Origin of the sequence: Paractinoplanes lichenicola (genome assembly GCF_016785085.1) — a bacterium.
Taxonomy (GTDB): domain Bacteria; phylum Actinomycetota; class Actinomycetes; order Mycobacteriales; family Micromonosporaceae; genus Actinoplanes; species Actinoplanes lichenicola.
The window spans coordinates 329545-353272 of record NZ_JAENHO010000003.1 but is presented as its reverse complement, the minus strand read 5'-3'; the positions used below and the strand labels follow the sequence as shown (position 1 = coordinate 353272).

The window sequence follows — 23728 nt, the reverse complement described above, 5'->3', positions numbered from 1 at the left end:
TTGCCCGGAGCGGCCGCCGCCTCCCCGCCCGCATTGATCGTCGATCTTGCCCGGAGCGGCCGCCGCCTCCCCGCCCGCATTGATCGTCGATCTTGCCTGGAGCAGCCGCCGCCTCCCCCGCCCACCCAGGGACGTTGGGGTCAAGCTACGCCGGGCGCAAGGGGCAAAACGGGTTATCCACAGGTGCTTTCGCGCACAATCAGGCGATGGTCCACGCGGAGTTCGCGAGGCGCCCCCGCCGCCGCCGGCCCATCACCCAGGCGCTCGGCCAGCAGATCCACGGCGAGCTGGGCGATCCGCGGGGCGTCCGGCGCGATCGTGCTCAGCGTAGGTGTCGAGAAGCGGCCGTCCTCAATGTCGTCGAAGCCGATCACCGCGATGTCCTCCGGCACCGAAACCCCGCGCGACAGCAACGTGCGCAGCGCCCCGAGGGCCAGCAGGTCGTTGAAGCAGAACACGGCGTCCGGCGGTTCGGCCGCGTCGAGCAGCCGGGCCATCGCCGCGGCGCCGTCGGCCCGGTGGAACCCGTCGGCGGGGATCTCCAGAGCGGGGTCGGCGGGCAGCCCGGCCTCGGCCAGCGCGGCCCGATAGCCGGCCAGGCGCTGGTGGGCGGTGACGGCCGAGGGTCTTTCCTGCACCCCGATGGCCGCGATCCGGCGGCGGCCGAGCGAGGTCAGGTGGCGGGTGGCGTCGGCCGCGGCGGCGGTGTTGTCGATCGCCACGTGGTCGGCCGGGCCGTGCCATACGCGCTCGCCGAGCAGCACCATCGGGGTGCCGTCGCGCAGCGCCAACTCCTCGCCGGCCAGGGCCAGCGGGCTGAAGATCAGGCCGTCGATGGCGTGCCGGCGCAGACCCGCGACCAGGTTGCGTTCGCGTTCGGCCTGCCCGTCGGTCTGGTCGATCAGCACGGTCCACGAGCGGCGCTCGGCGGCCTGCACGATCAGCCCGGCGATCTCGGCGAAGTAGGGCGACTGCAGTTCTGGCACGGCCAGCGCGATCACCCCGGAGCGGCCGCTGCGCAGCTGGCGGGCGGCAATGTTGGGCACGTAGCCGAGCGCCTCGATGGCGGCCTGCACGCGGGCACGGGTCGCGGGGGCCACGTGCACATATCCGTTGACGACATTGGAGACCGTCTTGATGGACACACCGGCCCGCGCGGCGACATCCTTGAGGCCCGGCGGCACGGAGATGGACTATACAACGTTGCAGTACTTAAGTCCGATCACCCGCGGGAGCTAAGCGAGGGCTAAAGGATCTGCGTTCGCGATTACCGTGGCGGCATGTACCCGCGCGCAGCGTGTCTGCCGGCTGAGCAGCCCGCGATGCACCTCGAGAGCGATGTCGACGCATCGGTCGTGCTTCTCACCATCCGTGGCCGGTGGGACCGCACGCTGTGGAAGCTCGCCACCGAACGGATCAACAAGTGCCTGGCCGAGCACCCCGAGGCGCTCATCGTCGACCTGTCCGAACTCGACGACCCCGCCGCGGCCAGCGCGCCCACGTGGATGGCGGCCCAGCGCACCGCGGCCGCCATGACACCGCCGGTGCAGCTGGCCCTGTGCATCCCGCCCGAGCTGCCGCTGGCCGACCGGATGCAGCGCCTGGGCGCCCGGCACTATCTGCCCGTCTATGCCAGGGTGCGCCAGGCCCGGGTGGCCATCGCGAGCCGATTGCCGCTGACCGAGCGGCTCATGCTGACCCTGGGCCCCGAGCCCGAGGCCCCCAGCCTGGCCCGCAACCTGGTCAGCGACGCGTGCCTGGCCTGGGAACGGGTCGAGCTGCTGCACCCGAGCCGGTCGGTGATGAGCGAGCTGGTCAACAACGCGATCGAGCACGCCCGCACCGAGATGACGGTCGTGGTCAGCCTGCGGGGCGCGGGCATTCACCTGAGCGTGGCCGACGGGGTCGCCGCGCCGCCGCATCGGATCAAACTGAGCCGGGTACGCCGGGATCACCCGCTCGACGAGCGCGGGCGGGGGCTGCAGGTGGTCAGTGCACTGGCGGTCGCGTGGGGCACGCTTCCCACCCGTACGGGGAAGGTGGTCTGGGCGACCATGCAGCCGCGGCTGGAGAAGGCGCGACGGCAGCCCCGGAACGACTCTCCGCGACTGCCGTCGAGCGTGCGCAACGAGCGCCCTACTGGGCCTCGATGATCATGCCGGCGCCCACCGTACGGTTGGTGCCCTCGTCGACGAGGATGAAGCCGCCCGTCGTGCGGTTGCGGCGATACTCGTCGGCGAGCAGCGGCACGGTGGTGCGCAGCCGCACCCGGCCGATCTCGTTGAGCTGAAGCCCGTCCGCCTGCTCGTCGCGGTGCAGGGTGTTGACGTCGAGCCGATACTGCAGGCCACGGACCACCGTACGGGCCGAGCGGGTGGTGTGCTTGATGGCGTATTTGGCGCCGACCCGCAGCGGGGCCGACTCGTCCATCCAGCAGACCATCGCCTCGACGTCCTGCGCGACCGCCGGCGCATTGTGCGGCCGGCAGATCATGTCGCCGCGCGAGATGTCGATCTCGTCGTTGAGCCGCACGGTGACCGACATGGGCGGGAACGCCTCGTCGACCGGGCCGTCGGCGGTGTCGATGCCGGCGATCGTGCTGGTCATGCCGGACGGCAGCACCATCACCTCGTCACCCGGCTTGAGCACGCCCGAGGCGACCTGACCGGCGTAACCGCGATAGTCGGTCACCGTCGTCGACTGGGGACGGATCACGTATTGCACCGGGAACCGCACGTCGACCAGGTTGCGGTCGCTGGCGATGTGCACGTGCTCGAGGTGGTGCAGCAGCGACGGCCCGTCGTACCACGGGCTGTTCTCGCTGCGGGAGGCGATGTTGTCGCCGTTCAGCGCGGAGACCGGAATGATCGTCAGGTCGCCGATCTCGAGCTTGGCCGCGAACGAGGTGAACTCGTCGGCGATCTTGTCGTAGACCGCCTTGTCCCAGTCGACCAGGTCCATCTTGTTGATGCAGAGCACCAGGTGGGGCACCCGCAGCAGCGACGTGAGGAACGCGTGCCGGCGGGACTGCTCGACGAGGCCCTTACGCGCGTCGACCAGGATCAGCGCCAGGTCGGCGGTGGAGGCGCCGGTGACCATGTTCCGGGTGTACTGAATGTGCCCCGGGGTGTCGGCGATGATGAACTTGCGCTTGGGCGTCGCGAAGTAGCGGTAGGCCACGTCGATCGTGATGCCCTGCTCGCGCTCGGCCCGCAGGCCGTCGGTGAGCAGCGCCAGGTTGGTGTATTCGTCGCCGCGGGACGCGCTGGCCGCCTCGACCGCCTCCAGCTGGTCGGCGAAGATCGTCTTGGTGTCGTAGAGCAGCCGGCCGATCAGGGTCGACTTGCCGTCGTCGACGCTGCCCGCGGTGGCGAACCGCAGCAGGTCCATGCGCGCGGAGGGCGCCGTCTCGTGCTCAAGAACGGCCTGACTCATCAGAAGTAACCCTCTCGCTTGCGGTCTTCCATCGCGGCCTCGCTGACCTTGTCGTCACCGCGGGTCGCGCCCCGCTCGGTGATCCGGGTGGCGGCGACCTCGTCGATCACCTTCTCCACCGTGTCGGCCTCGGAGAGCACGGCGGCGGTCTGCGAGGCGTCGCCCACCGTGCGGTAACGCACCCGGCGGACCTCGGAGGTCTCGCCGTCGCGGAGCCGGATGAACTCGTTGACCGCGTAGAACATCCCGTTGCGCTCGACGACCTCACGGTCGTGCGCGTAGTAGATGCTCGGCAGCGGGATGCGCTCCTTGGCGATGTAGTGCCAGACGTCGAGCTCGGTCCAGTTCGACAGCGGGAAGACGCGGATCGATTCGCCGGGGTGGTGCCGCCCGTTGTAGAGCGCCCACAGCTCGGGGCGCTGGTTCTTCGGGTCCCACTGGCCGAACTCGTCGCGGAAGCTGAACATGCGCTCCTTGGCGCGGGCCTTCTCCTCGTCGCGCCGGGCGCCGCCGAACAGCGCGTCGAAGCGGTACTTCTCGACGGCGGCCAGCAGCACCGGGGTCTGGATCCGGTTGCGGGTGCCGTCGGGCAGCTCCCGCACGTGACCGCTGTCGATCGCCTCCTGCACGCTGGCCACCACCAGGTTGAGCCCGAGCGTGGCGACCCGCTGGTCGCGATATTCGAGCACCTCGGCGAAGTTGTGGCCGGTGTCGACGTGCATGACTGGGAACGGGATGCGCGCGGGGGCGAACGCCTTCTCGGCGAGACGCAGCATCACGATCGAGTCCTTGCCGCCCGAGAAGAGCAGGACGGGACGCTCGAATTCGGCCATGACCTCGCGCATCACAAAAATGCTCTCGGCTTCGAGCGCATCGAGATGCGAGACGCGGTACGGCTTCGTCTGGGTCATCGGCAGGCTCCAGACCTCTCCGGGGGATTGCGGGGTTGCACTAAAAGGGAACCGTCATTCTGACGGAAGGTGACGCTGCAACGCTGCAAGCAACCGAGGAGCGAGATCCTTACGGCACACCACCAGGTCCGGCAACTTAGGGTCGGCCTCGTTGTATTTCAGCTCAGAACCGTCGATTCGGCTAGCGTGCAGGCCAGTGGCCAATGCCACAGCGACCGGCGCGGCCGAATCCCATTCGTACTGGCCACCGGCGTGCACGTACGCGTCGGCATCGCCGTTGATCACTGCCGCGATCTTCACACCGGCCGAGCCCATGGGCACCAGCTCGGCCCCGATCTCCTCGGCCAGGGCGGTGACGAAGGCCGGCGGCCGGGTGCGGCTGGCGGCGATGCGGATCGGGCCACCGATCGCCGCGTTCAACGGCAGGGGCGGGTACGCCGGGGAGTGGTCGGTGGCGATCGTACGGTGCTGAGCCGGCATCGCGACCGCGCCCGCGGACAGGCAGGACGGGCTCGAGCAGTCGGCCGTCCAGAGCGCGACGTGCACGGCCCAGTCGGCCCGGCCCTCCTCGGAGAACTCGCGGGTGCCGTCGAGCGGGTCGATGATCCACACGCGGGACGAGCTGAGGCGCTCGGGCCTTACGGTCGTGTTCTCGCCCTCGAGCCACGCGTCGCGGGCGTGGTCGTCCTCCTCGGAGAGCACCGCGTCGGCCGGGCGCCAGCGGGCCAGCTCGGCGCGCATCAGGTGGTGCGCGGCCTTGTCGCCGGCCGCCTTGAGGGCCTTGCCGTCGGCGAAGCCCATCTCGTCGCGCACCTGAAGCAGAATCTGCCCCGCGCGGTCGGCCAGCCAGCGGGCGAAGCCCGCGTCGTTCACCGGCGGGACACCGCCGTCACTGCTCTCCCGCTGGGAGTTCACGCGCGCCGACGTCTCTGTCCGCTCGCCCATAGCTCAGCCGCTCCTCTACGCCGTCAGTACGCTCCGGAGGAGCGCACCACTGCGGTCATGGTGCGCAACAGGATCACCAGATCCAAACTGAGGGTCCAGTTCTCCACATAGCGCAGGTCCAAGCGGACCGCTTCCTCCCACGGCAGATCCGAACGTCCGGATACCTGCCACAGGCCCGTCATGCCCGGCTTGACGGCGAGCCGGCGCCGCACGTCGTCGGCGTACGCCGCCACCTCGGACGGCAGCGGCGGCCGCGGTCCGACCAGCGACATCTGCCCCAGCAGCACGTTGAGCAGCTGCGGCAGCTCGTCCAGCGAGAACCGGCGCAGATACCGCCCGACCCGGGTCACCCGCGGATCGTCACGGATCTTGAAGAGCACGCCGTCGTGCTCGTTCAGATGCCGCAGCTCGGCCAGCCGCGCCTCGGCATCCACATACATGCTCCGGAACTTGAAGATGCGGAACAATCGACCGTCCCGACCGACCCGCACCTGACGAAAGAGTACCGGCCCCCGCGACGTGCACCGCACAGCCAGTGCGACGCCCAGCAGCAGCGGCCCGAAGATCATCAACAGGCCGAGGGCGCCGAGCCGGTCGAAGGCCTCCTTGACCAGCCGCGATCCGCCGTGCAGGCGCGGGTGCTCGACGTGCAGCATGGGCAGCCCGTCGAACGGCCGGATCGTCGTCCGAGCCCCCGCCACGTCGACCAGCGCGCTCGCGACCACGAGGTCGATCTCGTCGCGTTCCAGCCGCCAGGCCAGCCGGCGTACGGCCTCGCCGTCGAGCTCGGGGCAGCTCAGCACGACCACGGTGTCGGCGTCGGCCTGCTCGACCGCGCCCGCGACGTCCTCGAACGTGCCGTAGACGGTCAGGCCCTGCGGCCCGCCGACGCCCACGCCGTCGTGCCCCGGCGGCAGGCAGGCGCCGACCACCTCGAGCCCGTGATAGCGCTCCCGCCGCAGCTGACGGGTCATGCCGATGACCGAGAGCTCGTGCCCGACCAGGATCACCCGGCGCATGCTCTCGCCCCGCGACCGGGTCACGTGCAGCCGTTTGCGCAGCGCGAACCGCAGCACCACTGACGAGACGATCGCCGCCGGGAGAGCGGCCAGCACATAGCCCCGGGCCAGATCAAGATCGAGCCCGTACGACACCACGGACACCCCGGCGATCAGGCCGACCCCGCCCCGGAGCACCCGCTGATACTCGTCCGTGCCGACGAAGAGATACCTGCGCTCGTACGCCCGGGCGACCGCGAGCACGGCCAGCAGCAGCGCCGGAAGCAGCGCCGACAGAATCATGTACGCGAGGTTGTAGCTGGTCACCTCGTCGCCGAACCGGAGTCCGAAGGTCGCCGCGCCGGCCGCGGTGGCCGCGATCAGGTCGCACAGCACGAGCGAGCGGACGTAGCTGCGCTCCCAGCGCTGCCGCCTCGACATGGCCGCGTGCCGGCCCCGGACGCGGACGAAGGGCCGGGTCGCGGGGCGGGCCGCCGCCGATCGGCTGGGGCGCTCGGACCAGTGCCGGTCGATCGCCTGGTTGCGCGCCGGGTCCTTCTTGCCCCGGGTCACCAGCGGCGGCGCGTTGTCCGGCCGCTCCTGGGTGATCGGCGGCCCCGCGTTCGGGCGCGTCGTCGTCGTGGCCGCATCCTTCAGCGCGGCTCCCGTGGTGCCCGCGCCAGCCGGCGGCGGGCTCAGCGGGATCACCGGCGCCGGGATCTTCGAGCGCCGCGGGCCCTGGTTGGCCGGTGGATGATTCGACCGGCCGTAGCCCTCGGGCGGATGCACAGGTGGCCGCACCGGTCGAATCGCCGGCAGCAGCACCGTCGGCTGGGCCAGCACCGCCTCCGTCGCGGACAGGTCCCGCCGCATTCCGCACCTCCCCCATCCCGCCGGTCATTCCGCACCGAATCGGTGCATACGTCTGACCAACGGTCGTACGGTCGAGAGCGTCACGGGATCGGTAGACGGACAAAACCGCCCAAACGATCTATTTGTTCGACCCCGCTAAATCAACCGCCGTGGTATTTGTTCTGCGCCCACTCCACGCCCTCGAGCACGATCGCCTCGACTACGTCGGCCGCCCGGTCGACGAGAAACTCCAGCTCCTTGCGCTCGGAGCCGGAGAAGTCGGAGAGCACGAAGTCGGCCGGATCCTGCCGCCCCGGCGGGCGGCCGACACCGAAGCGGACCCGGGCGTACTCCTTGCTCGCCAGGGACTTCGACATGGACCGCAGGCCGTTGTGGCCACCCTCACCACCGCCACGCTTGGCTCGTATCTGCCCGAAAGGCACATCCAACTCATCGTGCACGGCAATCACGTTCTCTACCGGCACTTTGAAGAACTGTGCGAGCGAGACCACAGGCGCGCCGGACAGGTTCATGTAGGTCAGCGGCTTGAGCAGCACGAGCTTGGGGCCTCCGAAGCCAAGCCGCCCCTCGGCGACCTCGGTGTGGGCGCGCTTGGCCCGGCCGAACTTCGCACCCACCCGGGACGCCAGCAGGTCGGCCACCATGAAGCCCACGTTGTGCCGGTTGCCGGCGTACTCCTTGCCCGGGTTACCGAGCCCGACCACCAGCCATGGCGACTCGTCGCTCACTGCCGTTCCCCTCCAGACACGAAGCCGGGGAAAGTGCCCGCATGGCACTTTCCCCGGTCACTGCTCGTACGCCGACTAGGCGAGGACTCTTACTCCTCGGTGGAAGCAGCCTCGTCGCCACCCTCGGCGGCCTCGTCGCCACCCTCGGCGGTGTCGCCCTCCATCTGCTCGGCGGTCTGCGCCTGCGAGATGAGCGCGAGCACGAAGTCGGGCTCGACGGCCAGCTCACTGCCGCTCGGCAGCGTGACGTCGGCCGCGGTGACCTGAGCGCCCGCCTCGAGGCCCTCGATCGAGACCTCGAAGCCGGAGGGCAGGTGCATGGCCTCGGCGACGACGGCCAGGGTGGTCGACTCGCTGACGACCAGGGTGTTGCGGGCGGCCTCGCCGACCAGCGTCACGGGGACGTCGACCTGGACCTTCTCGCCACGCTTGACGATGATCAGGTCGACGTGCTCGTACGTGTCCTTGATCGGGTCACGCTGGATGGCCTTGGGCAGCGCCAGCGTGGTGCCGGACGCGCCGTTGATGTCGATGGTGAAAACCTGGTTGAGCCCACCGTGCCGGATCGCGGCCGCGAACTCACGGGCCGGCAGCGCGATGTGCTGCGGCTTCTCGCCGTGGCCGTAAAGCACGGCGGGCACCAAACCGGCCCGGCGCGTGCGGCGGGCACCACCCTTGCCGAACTCGGTGCGGGGCTCGGCGCTGATCTTTACCTCGGACACGGGGAAACTCCTGAAACTCTTCGATCGGGCTGCGACTAAGTCGGCGTGCGTACGGTCCGGCAGTGTGTGGAAATCGGCCGCCGTCGGTGCTGGAGGCCGTCGTCGGCGCTGCCGGGCAAGGGGGCGCGCTGGGCACAGGCCCGGAGCACCGCGTCGATCACGGTGCCCCCGAGCGGCTGCGAACCTCAGCAGACCGCGGGGCACCCTCGCCGTGGCAACCGCACTAGCTTACCTGCTGCGCGCACGCACGACTCAGCGGGTCCGGCCCGCTCGGGCACTCCGCGAAAACTTCACCCTCCCGATGCAACTTGCATCGAAGAATCTCCGCGTTGAGGCGGTTGAAAACCGACAACGACGCAGTTTTTGCTGCTTTTCCCCGCCGCCTTAGCTCAGACCGCCGAACAGGGTCGTGACCGAGCCGTCGTCGAAGACCTCGCGGATCGCGCGGGCCAGCAGCGGCGCGATCGACAACACGGTGATCTTGTCGAGCCGCTTCTCGGGCGGCAGCGGCAGCGTGTTCGTCACCACCAGCTCGCTGATCCGGCTGTTCTTGAGGCGCTCGGTCGCCGGGTCGGAGAGCAGCGCGTGGGTCGAGGCCACGATCACGTCGGCCGCGCCCTCCTCCCAGAGGATGTCGGCCGCCTTGGTGATCGTGCCGCCGGTGTCGATCATGTCGTCGACGATCAGGCAGACCCGGCCCTCGACCTCGCCGACCACGCGGTTGGCGACGACCTGGTTGGGCTTGAGCGGGTCACGGGTCTTGTGGATGAACGCCAGTGGGCAGCCGCCCAGCCGGTCGGTCCACCGCTCGGCCACGCGCACGCGCCCCGAGTCGGGCGCGACCACGGTCATCGGGCGGCCGGCGTACTTCTTCTGCACGTGCTCGGCCAGGATGTCCATCGCGAACAGGTGGTCGACCGGGCCGTCGAAGAAGCCCTGGATCTGCGCGGTGTGCAGGTCGACCGTGAGGATGCGGTTGGCCCCCGCCGTCTTGAGCAGGTCGGCCACCAGCCGGGCCGAGATCGGCTCGCGGCCGCGATGCTTCTTGTCCTGCCGCGCGTACGGATAGAACGGCAGCACGACGGTGATCCGCTTGGCCGAGCCCCGCTTCAGGGCATCGATCATGATCAGGGTCTCCATGACCCAGCGGTTCACGCCCTCGGTCACCGACTGCACGACGAACGCGTCCGACCCGCGAACGGAGTCCTTGAAGCGGACGAAGATCTCCCCGTTGGCGAACTCGTACGAGTCGGCGGGGGTCGGGGCCACGCCGAGCACCTGGCCGATCTCGTCGGCCAGCTCCGGAAAACCCCGGCCGGAGAAAAGCATCAGAGACTTACGGTTCTCCGCGACGATGCTGCCCATCGGCTCGCTACTCCCGTTGGATCGAGGGGGTGGGGATCAATCGGAGTGAAGTATCCCCCGCGGCTACTCCGCCGCCACGTTCCGAGGCCACCGCGTGGGATGCCTCACCCCCGCCGGAACATTCCAGCTCAGGGACGGTCACCCCACCGGCCATCGGCCTCGGCACGCCGCTGTCGGATACCCGGCAGTGGCCTTGCGTCCACCTCCAGCTAACCCCAACCCGTCACTCCGCGCTGGTTACCTCGCCGCCTTCGGCCTTCTTGGCGATCGCCTTCTCGGCCGCGGCAGCCGAGACCGTGCCGGCCCGCTTGCGCGCGACCCAGCCCTCGACGTTGCGTTGCGGCGCCCGCGTCACGCCGAGGCTGCCCGCGGGCACGCCCTTCTGGATGGCGCTGCCGGCGGCTACGTACGCCCCCGGCTCGATCTCGACCGGCGCGATGAGCACGGTGTCGGAGCCGACGAACGCGGCCTCGCCCACCGTGGTGCGGTGCTTGTTGACGCCGTCGTAGTTGGCGAAGATCGTGCCGGCGCCGATGTTGGCCTTGGCCCCGATCGAGGCGTCGCCCACATACGACAGATGCGGCACCTTCGCGCCGTCGCCCAGCTCGGCGTTCTTGGTCTCGACGAAGCCGCCGACCTTGGCCTTGCGACCGAGTCGCGTGCCCGGGCGCAGGAACGAGAACGGCCCGACGGTCGCCTCCGGCCCGATCTCGGCGCCGATCGAGTGCGTCCGCAGCACCACCGCGCCCGCGCCGACCGTGCTGTCGATCAGCGTCGTGTCCGGCCCGACGATCGCGCCCGCGCCGACCGTGGTCGAGCCCAGCAGCTGCGAGTTCTGGTCGATCTCGGCGTCCGGCTCCAGCGCCACAGTGACGTCGATCCAGGTGGTCGACGGGTCGAGGATCGAGACGCCCGTACGCATCCAGGCCTCGTTGACCCGGTCGCGCAGCAGCGCCCGCAGCTTGGCCAGCTCGGCCCGGTCGTTGCAGCCCAGCGTCTCGTCGGCGTCCGGCGCCACGAAGACCCCGACCGGGTGACCCACCGCGGCCATGATCCCGAAGACGTCGGTCAGGTATTCCTCGCCCTGGTCGTTGTCGGTCGACAGCTTCGAGAGCGCCTCGCGCAGCGACACCAGGTCGAACGCGTAGATGCCGGCGTTGATCTCGCGGATCGCCCGCACCTCGGCCGACGCGTCCCGCTCCTCGACGATCTTCTCGAGGTTGCCGGCGCCGTCCCGCACGATCCGGCCCAGGCCGGTCGGGTTGGCGACCTCGGCCGCCAGCACCGTCGCGCCGCGCGCGCCCGACTCGTGCGCCTCGATCAGGCTCGCCACCGTCTCGGCCCGCAGCAGCGGCACGTCACCGTTGAGCACGACCACGGTGCCGGCCGTCTCGGTCACGGCCTCGAGCGCGATCCGGACGGCGTGACCGGTGCCGTTCTGCTGGGCCTGCAGCACCGGCGTGGCGGCCGGCGCGACCTCGGCCAGGTGGGCCTCGACCTGGTCGGCCTTGTGCCCCACTACCACGATCGTCTGCTCGGCGCCGGCCGAACCCGAGGCGGTGAGCACGTGCCCGAGCAGCGTGCGCCCGAGCATGGGGTGCAGCACCTTGGGCGTGGCGGACTTCATCCGCTTGCCCTCTCCGGCAGCGAGGACGACGACGGTACGACGAGGGGCCTGACTCACGCGGTACTCCAGTGTTCGCAGCGGTCACTCAGAAGAGGCGGCGACGACTCAGCCGCAGACAGACTGCTCCCGGAAGAGGATTCGAACCCCTATAAACGGCACCAAAAGCCGCGGTCCTACCATTAGACGATCCGGGACCATCACGGACATCTCCCTCACGGGCCATGCCCACCGGTCACATCTTAGCGGCACCGGGTCAACCCGTTTCGGCGGTGAGCCCTCACCGCAGCACACGGCAGGGGCTCACCGGAGAAGAGGCGTCAGGCCGCGTTCGGCAAGGGCTTGGCCCGCTCCTGCGCAGCTTCTCGTTCGTAGCCGAGCGCCGCCCGCTCATCACCTTGGCGACGGGCCATCGCAGCTAGCCGGTCGTAGATCTGGGCTGTTTCTTCCTGAGACTGGCGGGCGTGCTCATGCAACTGAGCACGAACCTCTTCAAGATTCATCGCTATCCCCTAGTCGCTCGTCTAGTCTCCCGATATTACGGGCAACGTCCACCAGCCTGTCGATGTAGAACCACTCGTTCTCGCGATAGCGCTGAATCATCAGGCGGTCATTCTCGGACTGCTCGAAGAACTCCATCCGCTTGAGCTGCGCCCTGTCTCGTTCATCTGGAGTCATCATTACGCCACCCCATGACGTCGTTCATCACCATGTACCTACATAAGCACATCGAGACGCCGGGTTGTAAGTCTGTAGATGTGCCACCTTCAATCGCCTGAAACAGCGCGAAGCTGCCCACGGCGTGATCACCGTTGCGGGGCGATGGGATCAGGACAGAGCTGGCAAGATGGCCGGGTGACGGATCCAGACGGCGCCACGGGCCGACAGCGACGCACGCGACCCGCGACAACCCCCCGGGTCCGCATGTCGGCCGCGCAGCGCCGTGAGCAGTTGATCGCGATCGGCCGTCAGCTCTTCGCCGAACGGGGCTTCGACGCGACCAGCGTGGAAGAGGTCGCCGCCCGGGCCAAGGTGTCCAAGCCGGTGGTCTACGAGCACTTCGGCGGCAAGGAGGGCCTCTACGCGGTGGTCGTCGACCGCGAGGTCCGCGCCCTGCTCGACCGGATCGCCGCCGCGCTGACTGCCGGGCACCCGCGCGAGCTGCTCGAGCAGGCGGCGCTGGCGCTGCTCGGCTATATCGAGGAGGAGCCGCACGGCTTCCGGGTGCTGGCCCGCGAGTCGCCGGTGCTGTCGCCCGCGGGCACGTTCTCGAGCGTGATGAACGACGTGGCCCACCAGGTCGAGCACATCCTGGGCGCCGAGTTCAAGGCGCGCGGGCTCGACCCCAAGCTGGCCGAGCTCTATTCGCAGGCGCTGGTGGGCATGGTGGCGCTGGTCGGCCAGTGGTGGCGGGAGGCGCGCAAGCCCAAGAAGGAGACAGTCGCCGCCCACCTGGTCAACCTGGCGTGGAACGGCCTGTCCCACCTCGAGGCGAAGCCCACCCTGCTGACCAGGAAGACGCGCTAGCGGGCGACCTGCGGGGCGTCGGCCGAGTCGCCGATCTTGCCGTAGAGGCCGGCGGTGATGACGACCAGTCCGAGCCCGGCCAGCACCACAACGTTGATCATCGAGAAGTTGAGGACGTTGGCGTCGGTCTGGAGGACGGCCATGACGATCATGGCGAGCCCCGCCAGCACCCAGCCCAGCACGAGCGTGACCTGGTGATAGAGGTTGCGGCCGACCACCACGGCGACCAGCAGCGCCAGGCCCAGCAGCAGGCTGACCCAGGCCGTGGCCGGATTGGTGCGCAGCCCGAGCACCCAGTCGGCGCCGCGGTGGAAGAACGGGTCACCCGCCGTCACGCCGAGGCCGATGGCGCCGAAGAGCGTCAGGTAGGCCGCGGCGAGGAAGGCGAGCGTGCGATAGAGGGGACGCAGGGGGTGGTTGAGGGGGTAGTGCGCCATCAGGCGGGCCGGCCCTCCCGCACCTGCCGCGGCGCGCCGGCCTGGGACTGCGGCGCGACCTTGCCGTACAGGCTGGACAGGATGAGGATCAGACCGACCAGATACGTCACCACGACGGTGGCCATGCTGAAACCGAAGAGGTTGGCGTCGGTGCGGTTGGTGGCCAGCTCGTAGCTGCCGATCACCAGCAGGGTCCAGCCGAGGTATTTGCCCGCCGCGACGTCGAGGTTGCGGCCCATCGCGCCCGCGGCGACCACGACGATGCCGACGATCAGCGCGAGGATCGACCACAGCATGTTGCTCTCCTGGCCGAGGACCCGCACGCCGGTCACGCCGGTAAAGCTCTCGCCGGACGTCTGAATCATGCCGATCACGCCGAAGACGACCAGGTACGCGCCCGCGATGAGGCTGAGCGCGCGATAGAGAGGCCGTAGCGGGTGGTTGACCGGGGTGTGCGCCATGGTGTCCGTCTCCAAGGTCAGGTGTTGTCCCGCCGATTCTCGCGTATTGCCCCCAAGCGGCGCAGGCACACCCCCCGGATCAGTTTCCGGGCACCTGCTCGGCCAGCTCCAGCCAGGCCTCCTCGACCTCGGCCCGCTCCTGCCGTACGGCCTTGAGCTGCGCGTCCAGCTCCATGATCTTGTCGTAGTCGCTGCCATGCTGGGCCAGCTTCTCGTTGATCTTGACTTCGCGCTCGTCGAGCTTGGCGATCTGCCGCTCGAGCCGGGTCAGATCCTTGCGGGCCTGGCGCAGGTCACCCGCGGACAGGCCGGGCTTCTCCTCCCGTACGGGGGAAAGGGTCTGCTCCTGGCCGGACGAAGCGCGCGCGAGGTATTCGTCGATGCCGCCGGGCAGGTGCACGAGGCGACCGTCGCCGAACATCCCGTACGCCGTGTCGGTGACCCGCTCGACCAGGTAACGGTCGTGGCTGGCGACGATCATCGTGCCCGGCCACGAGTCGAGCAGGTCCTCGAGCGCGGCCAGCGTGTCGGTGTCGAGGTCGTTGGTCGGCTCGTCGAGCAGCAGCACGTTGGGCTCGGTGGCCAGCAGGCGCAACAGCTGCAACCGGCGCCGCTCGCCACCCGAGAGATCGCTGACCGGGGTCCAGATGCGCTTGTCGGTGAAGCCGAACACCTCGGCCAGCTGACCCGCGGAGAGCTCGCGGTCGCCCAGCTTGACCCGCTTGGCCACCTCTTCGACCGCCTCGAGCAGGCGCAGGTCGCCGGGCAGCTCCTTGAGCTCCTGCGACAGGAACGCCGCGCGCACGGTCGAGCCGGTGACCAGGCGGCCGCCGTCGGGCGTGGTGACCCCGGCCAGCAGCCGCAGCAGGGTGGTCTTGCCGGCCCCGTTGGCGCCCAGGATGGCGAACCGGTCACCCGGACCCACCTGCCAGGTCAGCCCCTCGAAGATCGTCTTGGGCCCAGCCTGCAGCTTGACGTCCTCGAGGTCGTAGACCTGCTTGCCCAGGCGCGAGGTGGCCAGGCGCTGCAGGCTGACCTTGTCACGCACCGGGGGCACGTCGGCGATCAGGGCGTTCGCCGCGTCGATGCGGAACTGGGGCTTGGAGGTGCGGGCGGGCGGGCCGCGGCGCAGCCAGGCGATCTCCTTACGGAGCAGATTCTGCCGGCGGGCCTCGACGACGGCGGCCACCCGCTGACGCTCGGCCCGCGACAGCGTCCAGGCCGCATAGCCGCCCTCATAGGCGTGGACCTGCTCGTCGACGACCTCCCACGTGGCGGTGCAGACGGCGTCGAGGAACCAGCGGTCGTGCGTGACGACGATCAGCGCGCCGCGCCGGGTCAGCAGGTGGCGGGCGAGCCAGTCGACACCGGCCACATCGAGGTGGTTGGTCGGCTCGTCGAGGATCAAAAGATCGCTTTCCCGTACGAGCAGGGCCGCGAGCGCCACCCGGCGGCGCTCGCCACCCGACATCGGGCCGACCGGGGTGTCGAGGCCCAGGTGGGGCATGCCGAGACCGTCGAGGATGGCGCGCACCCCGGCGTCACCGGCCCACTCGTGCTCGGCCCCCATGCCCTCGGCCAGCCAGGCCGTGCCGAGCACGACGTCGCGCACGGTCAGCTCGGCGGCCAGGTTGAAGGTCTGGGGCAGGGTGGCGACCCGCAGGTCGCGCCGATGGGTGACCCGGCCCGAGTCGGGCTCCTCGCTCTTGGCCAGCAGCCGCAGGAGGGTCGACTTGCCGGCGCCGTTGAGGCCGACGATGCCGATGCGGGCGTCGTCGTCGAGCCCGAGAGAGACGTCGGTGAGCAGCTGACCGGCGGCGCCGTAACCCTTGTTGACCCGGTCCAGGTTGATGATGTTCGCCACGATGGCTCTACGTTACCCGCGCGCCGGGCATCGGGCCCCGGGCGGTGACCGCCTCGCGGCACACCCCGGCCGCGTTCAGCCCGGCCGCGACCCGGCCCGCGTGCGCCGCGTCGGTGGCCAGGAACACACAGGTGGGGCCGGAGCCGGAGACGAGCCCGGTGACCGCGCCCGCCTCGCTGCCGCACTTGAGCACGTCGGCCAGCTCGGGCCGCAGCGCGAGGGCGGCCGGCTGCAGGTCGTTGCCGAGCGCGGCACCGAGCACCTCGGGGTCGCGCTGGCGCAGGGCGGCCATCAGCTCGTCGGCGTCGCCCAGCGCCTTGGGCGGCCAGGACCCGTCGCGCAGCTCGTCGAGCTTGCGATAGACCTCGGGGGTGGACAGGCCGCCGTCGGCTATCGCGACCACCCAGTGCCACGTGGTCGGCCGGGCCAGGATCGGACTGATCGCCTCGCCGTGGCCCGTGCCCAGGGCGGTGCCCCCGTGCAGCAGGAACGGCACGTCGGAGCCGAGCGTGGCGCCCACCTCGGCCAGTTCCTCGCGCGTGAGGCCGGTGCCCCACAGCAGGTCGCAGGCGAGCAGGGTGGCCGCGGCGTCAGCGCTGCCCCCGGCCAGCCCGCCCGCGAGCGGGATCGTCTTGCGCAGGTGCAGCCGGGCGTAGGCCGGCACGCGGGCGCGAGCCGCGAGCGCGCGGGCGGCCCGGATGATCAGATTGCTCTCGTCGAGCGCGAGCGTGCCGGTGCCCTCGCCCTCCATGGTCAGGGTGAGGGTGTCACCCGCCCGGGCGGTGATCTCGTCGAACAGGCTGATCGCGTGATAGACGGTGTTCAGCTCGTGGAACCCGTCCTCCCGCAACGGACCCACACCGAGATGCAGATTGATCTTCGCAGGCACCCGGACCCGGACCGGTCCATGGTGCCGGCGCGGCTCGTCGTCGTCCGGTCCCCAGGCTTCGGTCACGGAGTGATGTCCCGAATCGGCAGCTTGATCTCGAACGGGGCATTCAGCACCAGCTCGGTGTCCGAGTCACCAGCGGGCTCGTACCTGTCGTTGACAAGGTCGTACGCATGCACGTGGATCGGGCCCTGTTCGATACGCCAGAAATGGGGGATGCCCAGCGCCGCATATTCGGAGGGCTTGTCGAACCGGTCCCGGCGTTTCGTGCCGGGCGAGACGATCTCGACAGCGATGGCGACCTGCGTGGGCAGAAAGAAGTGGTTGCTCATATTTACGGGCTGATGAAGGAGCAGGACGTCCGGCTCCAGGCTGTCCTGCAGAGTCACGGCCACACCTACTGCGGTGCCCGCGGTGAACTCTCCCGGCGCGTTCTGCCGGAACCACAGCCACAGGAGGTTTCCAATGTTCTGGTGGCCGAGCGTCGGTGAGGGGACCACGATCATGACTCCGTCACGGAGCTCGACGCGGGGGGCGTCGTCGGGGAGGGAAAGAACATCCTCGAGCAGGTGGTCGGCCCGGCGCTGCCTGATCGGGTCAGGCGACCACCCGGCGGGGGCTGCCGGCTGCGCGGTCATGAGTCCACCTCCTCGGGCTGCTTATCGGACGGGCTGAGCTTACCGCCGCCGGGCGACAGTTTGGCCGCGGCCGCGATCGCCACGAACTGGTGCACGGTGAGCGACTCGCCTCGGGCCTGCGGGCTGATTCCGGCCGCGACCAGCAGCTCCTCGGCCCGGGCGGCGCCGCCGGCCCAGCCCGCGAGGGCCGCCCGCAGGGTCTTGCGGCGCTGGGCGAAGGCGGCGTCGACCACCGCGAAGACCGCCGCCCGGTCGATGTCACCCGGAGGGGTGCGCCGGGTGAAGGCGACCAGCCCCGAATCCACATTGGGCACCGGCCAGAAGACCGCGGGCGGGACCTTGCCGGCCGAGCGGGCCTCCGCATACCAGGCCAGCTTGACCGAGGGCACCCCGTACACCTTGGAACCGGGACCCGCGACGAGCCGGTCGGCCACCTCTTTCTGCACCATGACCAGGCCGCCGCGCAGCGTGGGGAGCTCGGCCAGCAGGTGCAGCACGACGGGCACGGCCACGTTGTAGGGCAGGTTGGCCACCAGCATCGTGGGCGCGGGATCGAAGTCGGCGCCGCGGACGTGCAGGGCGTCGGCGTTGTGCACGCTCAGGTGCGCGGCCGTGACCGTCTCGGGCAGCGCCGCGGCGAGCCGGGGGTCGATCTCGACGGCGTGCACGTGCCGCACCGCCCCGGCCAGGCCCAGCGTGAGCGAGCCGAGCCCGGGCCCGACCTCGAGCGCGACGTCGCCGGGCACAAGGCCGGCCGCGGTCACGATGCGCCGGATGGTGTTCGGATCGTGCAGGAAGTTCTGGCCGAGCTTCTTCGTGGGGGCCACGCCGAGCCGGGCCGCCAGTTCCCGGATCTCCGCCGGGCCGAGAAGTGCGTCAGCCATGACCTGCAAGCCTAGCCGGGGGCGGAAGCGCCTAGCGCCAAGGGCCGAAGACCCGCTCGCCGTTGGCCGAGATCGCGGCGCACAGCTCGTCGACGTCGTCGCCCCGGGTCTCGGCCAGTGCGCGCACGGTCAGCGGGATCAGATAGGACGCGTTGGGCCGGCCCCGGTGCGGGACGGGCGTCAGGTAGGGCGCGTCGGTCTCGACCATGATCTGCTCGCGCGGGGTCAGGGCCGCCGCCTCGCGCAGGCTGCCGGCGCTGGCGAAGGTCACCGTCCCCGCGAAACTGAGATAAAAGCCCCGCCGTACGCACTCGGCCGCGAAGCCGGCGTCGCCGGAGAAGCAGTGCATCACGACCGTCTCCGGCGCGCCCTCGGAGTCGAGCACCCGGAGCACGTCCTGGTGGGCGTCGCGGTCGTGGATGATCAGGGCCTTGCCGTGGCGCTTGGCGATGGCGATGTGCGCCCGGAAGCTCGCCTCCTGCGCCGCCCGGCCCTCCTCCGGAGTACGGAATGTGTCGAGACCGGTCTCCCCCACGCCGCGCACCCGGGGCTCGGCCGCCAGCGCCTCGATCGCCCGCAGCGAGCCGTCCAGATCGGACAGCAGCGGTGCCTCGTTCGGGTGCAGCGCCACCGCGGCCAGCACCGACGAGTGCCGGGCGGCCAGCTCGGCCCCCCAACGCGAGGACGCCTCGTCCACCCCGACCTGCACGACCCGGTCGACGCCGGCCTTCGCCGCGGCGGTCAGCAGCGCCTCGACCGGGTCGGCGGCCTCGCCCCCGGGCACCCCCGCCTCCTGAATCGTCAGGTCGAGGTGGGTGTGGCTGTCGAAGACGCCGACGGCGAGCGGCTCGGGCTCGGCGGGGAACTCGCCGGCTCGGCGACGTGCCTTCTCGCGGCGGGATTCCGATGGTGACGATGGCATGTGAGACATTCTGCACTTCAACCTGTAGGCCACTGTTTGTTCACCTGAGGTCCACCGCTGTTGTCTAGTTTCCGACCGTGACCGTGACCGGCGAGGACAGCGTGATCGACACTGATCCGCTCGAGCCCCCGCTATCCGCCCCGCTCCGGCGCGACCTCGGCTGGGCGCAGGTTCAACAGATGAGCCAGTCGGCCAACTATCGCGACGAGCCGATGCTGCGGCAGATCCGGGCGACGGCGGCCGTGCGACGCGGCACCCGCATGACCAAGATCCTCTCTCCGGCCCAGGTCTCCGGCCATCTCGGCGGCTGGCTCCCGTACGGGTTCTGCTACCGCGCCTGCGACCTGGCGCACCTGACCGACCCGCGCGACCTGGCCCTGCTCGGCACCGACGGCGTGACCGACTCCGAGGTGGCGTACGCGCTGCGCTGGCGGGCCGTGGATCCCCTCGACTACGAGGTGCCGGGCGGCCCGGCGCAGCCCGGCCTGGCCTTGATCCAGTCGCATCAACGGATCGGCGCGATGATCCTCGGCACCGGCTTCACGCCGAGCACCGACGAGCTGATCCCCGAATACATCACGGCCGGGTTCGCCGATCTGCCGATCCCGGCCAACTCGCAGATCATCGCGCACGTGCCGGGCGGCGAGGAGGTCATCCTCTACACGTACCAGCCGGAGCAGAACGGCTGGCTGCGGCTGGCCGGCCCCCGCTGGCGCGGCCTGCTCGACCACCTTCCTGGTGTGAGCCCCGACCGCGAATACGTGCCCTGCACCACGACCGGCTCGGCGAAGCTGGTCGGGCAGATCAAGGGCAAGGAATACGAGGCGGTCGCCGACCCGCCCGAGGAGTTCCGCGTGCGGGCGCTGACCCGCGCGGCCCGCTATCCGGTGTCGACCCTGAGCCGGCGGGCCGAGCAGGCCCTGTGGCGCGGGATCCCGTGCTGGGTGCTGCAGCGCGACGAGGCCTGGGCGCGGCTGCGGCTGGTGCGGCCCGACAACGACTCGCTGTCGGCCACGGGCGCCCGCTGCTACGAGCGGGGCGTCTACGAGTCCTGGGCGCCGGTGGGCGAGCTCCTCGACCACCACATCGCCGACATCCCGTACGCGCTGTAACCGCTCTTCGAAACGCCGAAGCCGGCGCCACCCTCCCGGGGTGACGCCGGCTTCGCTGTGCTCTGCCGTCAGATCAGCTGAGCATGCGCTCGTACACGAACGGGTCGGCGGCCGAGGCAGTCGCACTGGCGTTGCCCGCCCAGTCACCGGCCACGCCGATGATGCCCAGGTAACCCTTGGGCGTGTTCTTGAGAGCGAGCGAGAACTTGCCCTTGGAGGGCTTCACCACGACGAAGCAGGAGTCGGGGGTGAACGTGTTGGCGTTGAGCCACTTCTTCCACCGCGGCGACCAGCAGACGACCGTGGTGGCGCTCTTGGCCACCATGGCCACGATCGCGATCTCCTTGACGCCGGAGCCGGTGTCGGTCGCGGTGCCCTTGACGGCCTTCCACGACGAGGCCTTGTTCGCCTTCGAGGGCGGGGTGACCCGGAGGACCGGACGCGAGGTGTCCCGCTTCAGCGTCACCTTGCCGACGTTGATCGGGGTGGCCGCGCCATACCCGTTGACCAGGTACGCCTTGAGCTGCTTCACGCCCGGGGGCACGGGTGCGTTGCCCGGAGTCGCGAAGTAGTAGCGCGTGACCTTCTGCTTCTTGATCGGCAGGATCGACGAACGACCGTCACCCCAGGCGACCGAGATCTTCTTCGTGCCGGCGGGCACCGAGGTGATCTCCCAGACGAACTTCTCGCCGGCCCAGACCGACGACTTGTTCAGCTTGTACTTCAGCGCCGGGGACGAGACGGTCGGGCCGACCGACTTGGCGACCTTCTTGTTGCCCGCGGCGTCGGTCAGCGTCAGCGTGATCGGCTTCTTGCCGTTCGACTTGTACGTGTGCGACACGTTCTTCGCGGTGTGGTGCAGGGTCTGCGTCGTGCCGTCACCCCAGGTGACCACGCGCGTGATCTGGGGGCCGGCGCTCACGTTGTCGGCGACGCCGACAATGGTGATCGTGACCGACTGGCCGGTCCAGATCGACCAGCGGTTCAGGCTGAAAGCGCCCGAGGGCGCCTTCGTGTCAGCGGCCGGCGGCGGCGTGGTGACCGGCGGCGAGACCGGCGGCGTGGTGGCCGGCGGAGTCGTCGCGGGCGGCGTGGTGGCCGGCGGAGTCGTGGCCGGCGGCGTGGTGGCCGGCGGCGGCGGAGTCGTGACCGGCGGCGGCGACGTGTCGGGCGTGGTCGGCGGCGTGACCGGAGGCGTGGTCGCGGGCGGCAGCTCGGTCGCGCCGGGCAGCGGCGGCGGCTCAGCCAGTGCCGGCGCGGCCGCGAGGCCGCTGGCCAGGGCACCGCTGATCACGGCCGCGAGCAGCGGGCGCGAGAGGCGAGTCTTCAAGGAAATGCTCCTTCGAGGGGGGTAAAACCTCACGAAGGGGGCACTATCGACCCGGCCAGGACAGAACGAAGCCGTATCGATGTAACGCTGGTGTTCCCCCGTGGAGCACAGAAGCTACCGGATCTTCTCCTCATCGATCAATCCGATAAAAGGATGAGGCTCATTAGCACCGTTAGTGCCAATGAGCCTCATCAATGGAACCAAGTCACCCTGCTAGACGAGCCAACTCCTCTTCGATGACCGCGGGCTCGAGCTTGCGGAAGACGGGTTTGGGAGCGGCCAACGGGGTGCCTGTGACCAATGGCACAGACTCCCAGCGGGCGCCGACCGCGTAATCGCCCGTGAGCACCGGGTAACCGGGGCCGCCGTCCAGATCCTCGACCTCCTCGATACGCGGCATCGGCGCGTGCACGCCCTCGCCGCCGAGCAGCTCGAACACCTTTTGCGCGGAATGCGGCAGGAATGGCGTCAGCAGCGTATTGGCGTCGCTGACGACCTGAAGCGCAACTGCCAGGACGGTGCCCTGGCGCGGCTTTTCCTCCTCGGACTTGAGCTTCCACGGGGCCTGCTCCGACAGATATTTGTTGGCCTCGGCGACGACCTTCATCGCCTCGCCGATCGCGGCCTTCTGCCGGTGCTTGCCGATCAGCTCGCCGACCGTGGCGAAGCCGGCCTTTGCCACCGCCAGCAGCGCCTCGTCCTCGGGGGTCAGGTCGACCGCCTCGGGGATGGCGCCGAAATTCTTGGCGGCCATCGAGATCGAGCGGTTGACCAGGTTGCCCCAGCCGGCGACCAGCTCGTCGTTGTTGCGCCGCACGAACTCGGCCCAGGTGAAGTCGGTGTCGTTGGACTCGGGACCGGCGACCGCGATGAAGTAGCGCAGGGCGTCGGCGTCGTAGCGCTCCAGGAAGTCGCGCACGTAGATGACGACCCGCCGCGAGGAGGAGAACTTCTTGCCCTCCATCGTCAGGAACTCGCTCGAGACCACCTCGGTCGGCAGGTTGAGCCGGCCCAGCTCGCCCGGCTCGCCGCCCTTGTCGCCCTCGCCGGAATAGCCGAGCAGCAGCGCCGGCCAGATCACCGAGTGGAAGACGATGTTGTCCTTGCCCATGAAGTAGTAACCCCGGGCGTCCTTGCCCTGCGCGTCGGCCGACCACCACTCGCGCCACGCCTCGGGGTCGCCGGAGCGGCGGGCCCACTCGATCGAGGCCGAGAGATAACCGATCACGGCGTCGAACCAGACGTAGATCCGCTTGTCGTTGCGGTCGCGCCAGCCGTCGAGCGGGATCGGCACGCCCCACTCGAGGTCACGGGTGATGGCCCGGGGCTGCAGGTCGTCGAGCAGGTTGCGCGAGAACTTCAGGACGTTGGGCCGCCAGTTCTCCCGCTGGTCGAGCCAGTTGCCGATGGCCTCGGCGAACGCGGGCAGGTCGAGGAAGAAGTGCTCGGTCTCGACGAACTCCGGCGTCTCCCCATTGATCTTGGAGCGCGGGTTGATGAGCTGCTCGGGGTCGAGCTGGTTGCCGCAGTTGTCGCACTGGTCGCCGCGCGCGCTGTCGTAACCGCAGATCGGGCAAGTGCCCTCGATGTAACGGTCGGGCAGGGTGCGGCCGGTCGACGGCGACCGGGCGCCCAGCGTCGTGCGCTTGACGATGTATCCGTTGCGCTCGAGCGCGGTGAACAGCTCCTGCACCACGGCGTAGTGGTTGCGCGTGGTGGTGCGGGTGAACAGGTCGTAGGACAGGCCGAGACCGTGCAGGTCCTCGACGATGACGCGGTTGTACCGATCGGCGAGCTCGCGGGCGGTCACGCCCTCGGCGTCGGCCTGCACCTGGATCGGCGTGCCGTGCTCATCAGTTCCCGAGACCATGAGCACGTCGTGGCCGGCCATGCGCATGTACCGGCTGAAAACGTCGGAGGGCACCCCGAAGCCGGAGACATGACCGATGTGGCGCGGGCCGTTGGCATAGGGCCAGGCAACCGCGGCGAGAACGTGACTCATGGGGTACAAGCGTAGTGAGCGGCCGGGGTCCGCCGCGAACGGATTCGCTCCGCCCTCGGCG

General features: G+C 69.9%; 23 protein-coding genes and 1 tRNA gene. 3 read left to right on the top strand and 21 right to left on the bottom strand.

The annotated features are described in order from the left end of the window. Positions 1–173: 173 nt before the first annotated feature. Positions 174–1184, bottom strand: a complete 1011-nt coding sequence (locus JKJ07_RS10655; RefSeq protein WP_202991287.1) for a LacI family DNA-binding transcriptional regulator — start codon at positions 1182–1184, stop codon at positions 174–176. Positions 1185–1280: 96 nt separating this feature from the next. Here JKJ07_RS10655 and JKJ07_RS10650 point away from each other — a divergent pair, with 96 nt between their 5' ends. After that, a complete protein-coding gene (locus JKJ07_RS10650; RefSeq protein ID WP_202991286.1) occupies positions 1281–2153 on the top strand; it encodes an ATP-binding protein in 873 nt (290 codons plus the stop codon). Here the strand turns inward: JKJ07_RS10650 and cysN are convergent. The 11 genes from cysN to JKJ07_RS10595 form a co-directional block, all read right to left on the bottom strand. Continuing rightward, positions 2137–3435: a sulfate adenylyltransferase subunit CysN gene (gene cysN, locus JKJ07_RS10645; protein WP_202991285.1), complete on the bottom strand. Its 1299-nt coding sequence runs from the start codon at positions 3433–3435 to the stop codon at positions 2137–2139. The genes JKJ07_RS10650 and cysN overlap by 17 nt on opposite strands. Further along, on the bottom strand, positions 3435–4346 hold the full coding sequence (gene cysD / locus JKJ07_RS10640; RefSeq protein ID WP_202991284.1) for a sulfate adenylyltransferase subunit CysD: 912 nt from the start codon (positions 4344–4346) through the stop codon (positions 3435–3437). Before cysD ends, cysN begins: the two co-directional genes overlap by 1 nt. A gap of 54 nt (positions 4347–4400) precedes the next feature. Beyond that, a complete protein-coding gene (locus JKJ07_RS10635) occupies positions 4401–5291 on the bottom strand; it encodes a 3'(2'),5'-bisphosphate nucleotidase CysQ (protein WP_202991283.1) in 891 nt (296 codons plus the stop codon). A 23-nt stretch (positions 5292–5314) separates the two neighbouring features. Further along, positions 5315–7162 (bottom strand): sugar transferase, encoded by a 1848-nt coding sequence (locus JKJ07_RS10630; protein ID WP_202991282.1) that lies wholly within the window; start codon positions 7160–7162, stop codon positions 5315–5317. 140 nt (positions 7163–7302) lie between these two features. Beyond that, positions 7303–7890, bottom strand: coding sequence for an aminoacyl-tRNA hydrolase (gene pth, locus JKJ07_RS10625; protein WP_202991281.1), 588 nt, complete (start codon positions 7888–7890; stop codon positions 7303–7305). 89 nt (positions 7891–7979) lie between these two features. After that, entirely contained in the window at positions 7980–8612 is a 633-nt protein-coding gene (locus JKJ07_RS10620; protein WP_202991280.1) for a 50S ribosomal protein L25/general stress protein Ctc, read from the bottom strand. Positions 8613–8996: 384 nt separating this feature from the next. Further along, on the bottom strand, positions 8997–9977 hold the full coding sequence (locus JKJ07_RS10615; RefSeq protein WP_202991279.1) for a ribose-phosphate diphosphokinase: 981 nt from the start codon (positions 9975–9977) through the stop codon (positions 8997–8999). A 223-nt stretch (positions 9978–10200) separates the two neighbouring features. Then, the gene (gene glmU / locus JKJ07_RS10610) at positions 10201–11661 is read right to left on the bottom strand and encodes a bifunctional UDP-N-acetylglucosamine diphosphorylase/glucosamine-1-phosphate N-acetyltransferase GlmU (protein ID WP_202991278.1); all 1461 of its coding nucleotides are present in this window, start codon (positions 11659–11661) and stop codon (positions 10201–10203) included. A 66-nt stretch (positions 11662–11727) separates the two neighbouring features. After that, positions 11728–11798: transfer RNA gene (locus tag JKJ07_RS10605), tRNA-Gln, on the bottom strand. A gap of 123 nt (positions 11799–11921) precedes the next feature. After that, positions 11922–12104, bottom strand: coding sequence for a hypothetical protein (locus tag JKJ07_RS10600; protein WP_202991277.1), 183 nt, complete (start codon positions 12102–12104; stop codon positions 11922–11924). After that, positions 12094–12282: a hypothetical protein gene (locus tag JKJ07_RS10595; protein ID WP_202991276.1), complete on the bottom strand. Its 189-nt coding sequence runs from the start codon at positions 12280–12282 to the stop codon at positions 12094–12096. The genes JKJ07_RS10600 and JKJ07_RS10595 overlap by 11 nt, the downstream gene beginning before the upstream one ends. Positions 12283–12525: 243 nt before the next feature. Between JKJ07_RS10595 and JKJ07_RS10590 the strand changes: the two genes are divergently transcribed. Beyond that, positions 12526–13128 carry a TetR/AcrR family transcriptional regulator gene (locus JKJ07_RS10590; protein ID WP_236028832.1) on the top strand — a complete coding sequence of 201 codons (603 nt, stop codon included), beginning with the start codon at positions 12526–12528 and terminating at the stop codon, positions 13126–13128. On the opposite strand, the gene JKJ07_RS10585 is transcribed toward JKJ07_RS10590, so the two are convergent. The 7 genes from JKJ07_RS10585 to JKJ07_RS10555 all read right to left on the bottom strand — a co-directional run bounded on the left by JKJ07_RS10585 (position 13125) and on the right by JKJ07_RS10555 (position 19232). Further along, the gene (locus JKJ07_RS10585; protein ID WP_202991274.1) at positions 13125–13565 is read right to left on the bottom strand and encodes a DUF4383 domain-containing protein; all 441 of its coding nucleotides are present in this window, start codon (positions 13563–13565) and stop codon (positions 13125–13127) included. The two genes, JKJ07_RS10590 and JKJ07_RS10585, sit on opposite strands and share 4 nt — an antisense overlap. Continuing rightward, positions 13565–14041 carry a DUF4383 domain-containing protein gene (locus JKJ07_RS10580; RefSeq protein WP_236028711.1) on the bottom strand — a complete coding sequence of 159 codons (477 nt, stop codon included), beginning with the start codon at positions 14039–14041 and terminating at the stop codon, positions 13565–13567. Before JKJ07_RS10580 ends, JKJ07_RS10585 begins: the two co-directional genes overlap by 1 nt. 64 nt (positions 14042–14105) lie before the next feature. Then, positions 14106–15890 carry an ABC-F family ATP-binding cassette domain-containing protein gene (locus JKJ07_RS10575; RefSeq protein WP_202991273.1) on the bottom strand — a complete coding sequence of 595 codons (1785 nt, stop codon included), beginning with the start codon at positions 15888–15890 and terminating at the stop codon, positions 14106–14108. A 7-nt stretch (positions 15891–15897) separates the two neighbouring features. Next, on the bottom strand, positions 15898–16845 hold the full coding sequence (locus JKJ07_RS10570; RefSeq protein WP_202991272.1) for a 4-(cytidine 5'-diphospho)-2-C-methyl-D-erythritol kinase: 948 nt from the start codon (positions 16843–16845) through the stop codon (positions 15898–15900). Beyond that, positions 16842–17417, bottom strand: coding sequence for a Uma2 family endonuclease (locus tag JKJ07_RS10565; RefSeq protein WP_202991271.1), 576 nt, complete (start codon positions 17415–17417; stop codon positions 16842–16844). The genes JKJ07_RS10570 and JKJ07_RS10565 overlap by 4 nt, the downstream gene beginning before the upstream one ends. Next, entirely contained in the window at positions 17414–18301 is an 888-nt protein-coding gene (gene rsmA, locus JKJ07_RS10560) for a 16S rRNA (adenine(1518)-N(6)/adenine(1519)-N(6))-dimethyltransferase RsmA (RefSeq protein WP_202991270.1), read from the bottom strand. Before rsmA ends, JKJ07_RS10565 begins: the two co-directional genes overlap by 4 nt. 31 nt (positions 18302–18332) lie before the next feature. Next, entirely contained in the window at positions 18333–19232 is a 900-nt protein-coding gene (locus tag JKJ07_RS10555; protein ID WP_202991269.1) for a TatD family hydrolase, read from the bottom strand. Positions 19233–19300: 68 nt separating this feature from the next. On the opposite strand from JKJ07_RS10555, the gene JKJ07_RS10550 reads away from it, so the two are divergent. After that, positions 19301–20335 (top strand): hypothetical protein, encoded by a 1035-nt coding sequence (locus JKJ07_RS10550; RefSeq protein WP_202991268.1) that lies wholly within the window; start codon positions 19301–19303, stop codon positions 20333–20335. Positions 20336–20408: 73 nt separating this feature from the next. Here the strand turns inward: JKJ07_RS10550 and JKJ07_RS10545 are convergent, their stop codons facing one another. Both JKJ07_RS10545 and metG read right to left on the bottom strand, forming a co-directional pair. Continuing rightward, positions 20409–21665 (bottom strand): PKD domain-containing protein, encoded by a 1257-nt coding sequence (locus tag JKJ07_RS10545; RefSeq protein WP_202991267.1) that lies wholly within the window; start codon positions 21663–21665, stop codon positions 20409–20411. Between the two features lie 205 nt (positions 21666–21870). Further along, entirely contained in the window at positions 21871–23667 is a 1797-nt protein-coding gene (gene metG / locus JKJ07_RS10540) for a methionine--tRNA ligase (RefSeq protein ID WP_202991266.1), read from the bottom strand. Positions 23668–23728: the final 61 nt, after the last annotated feature.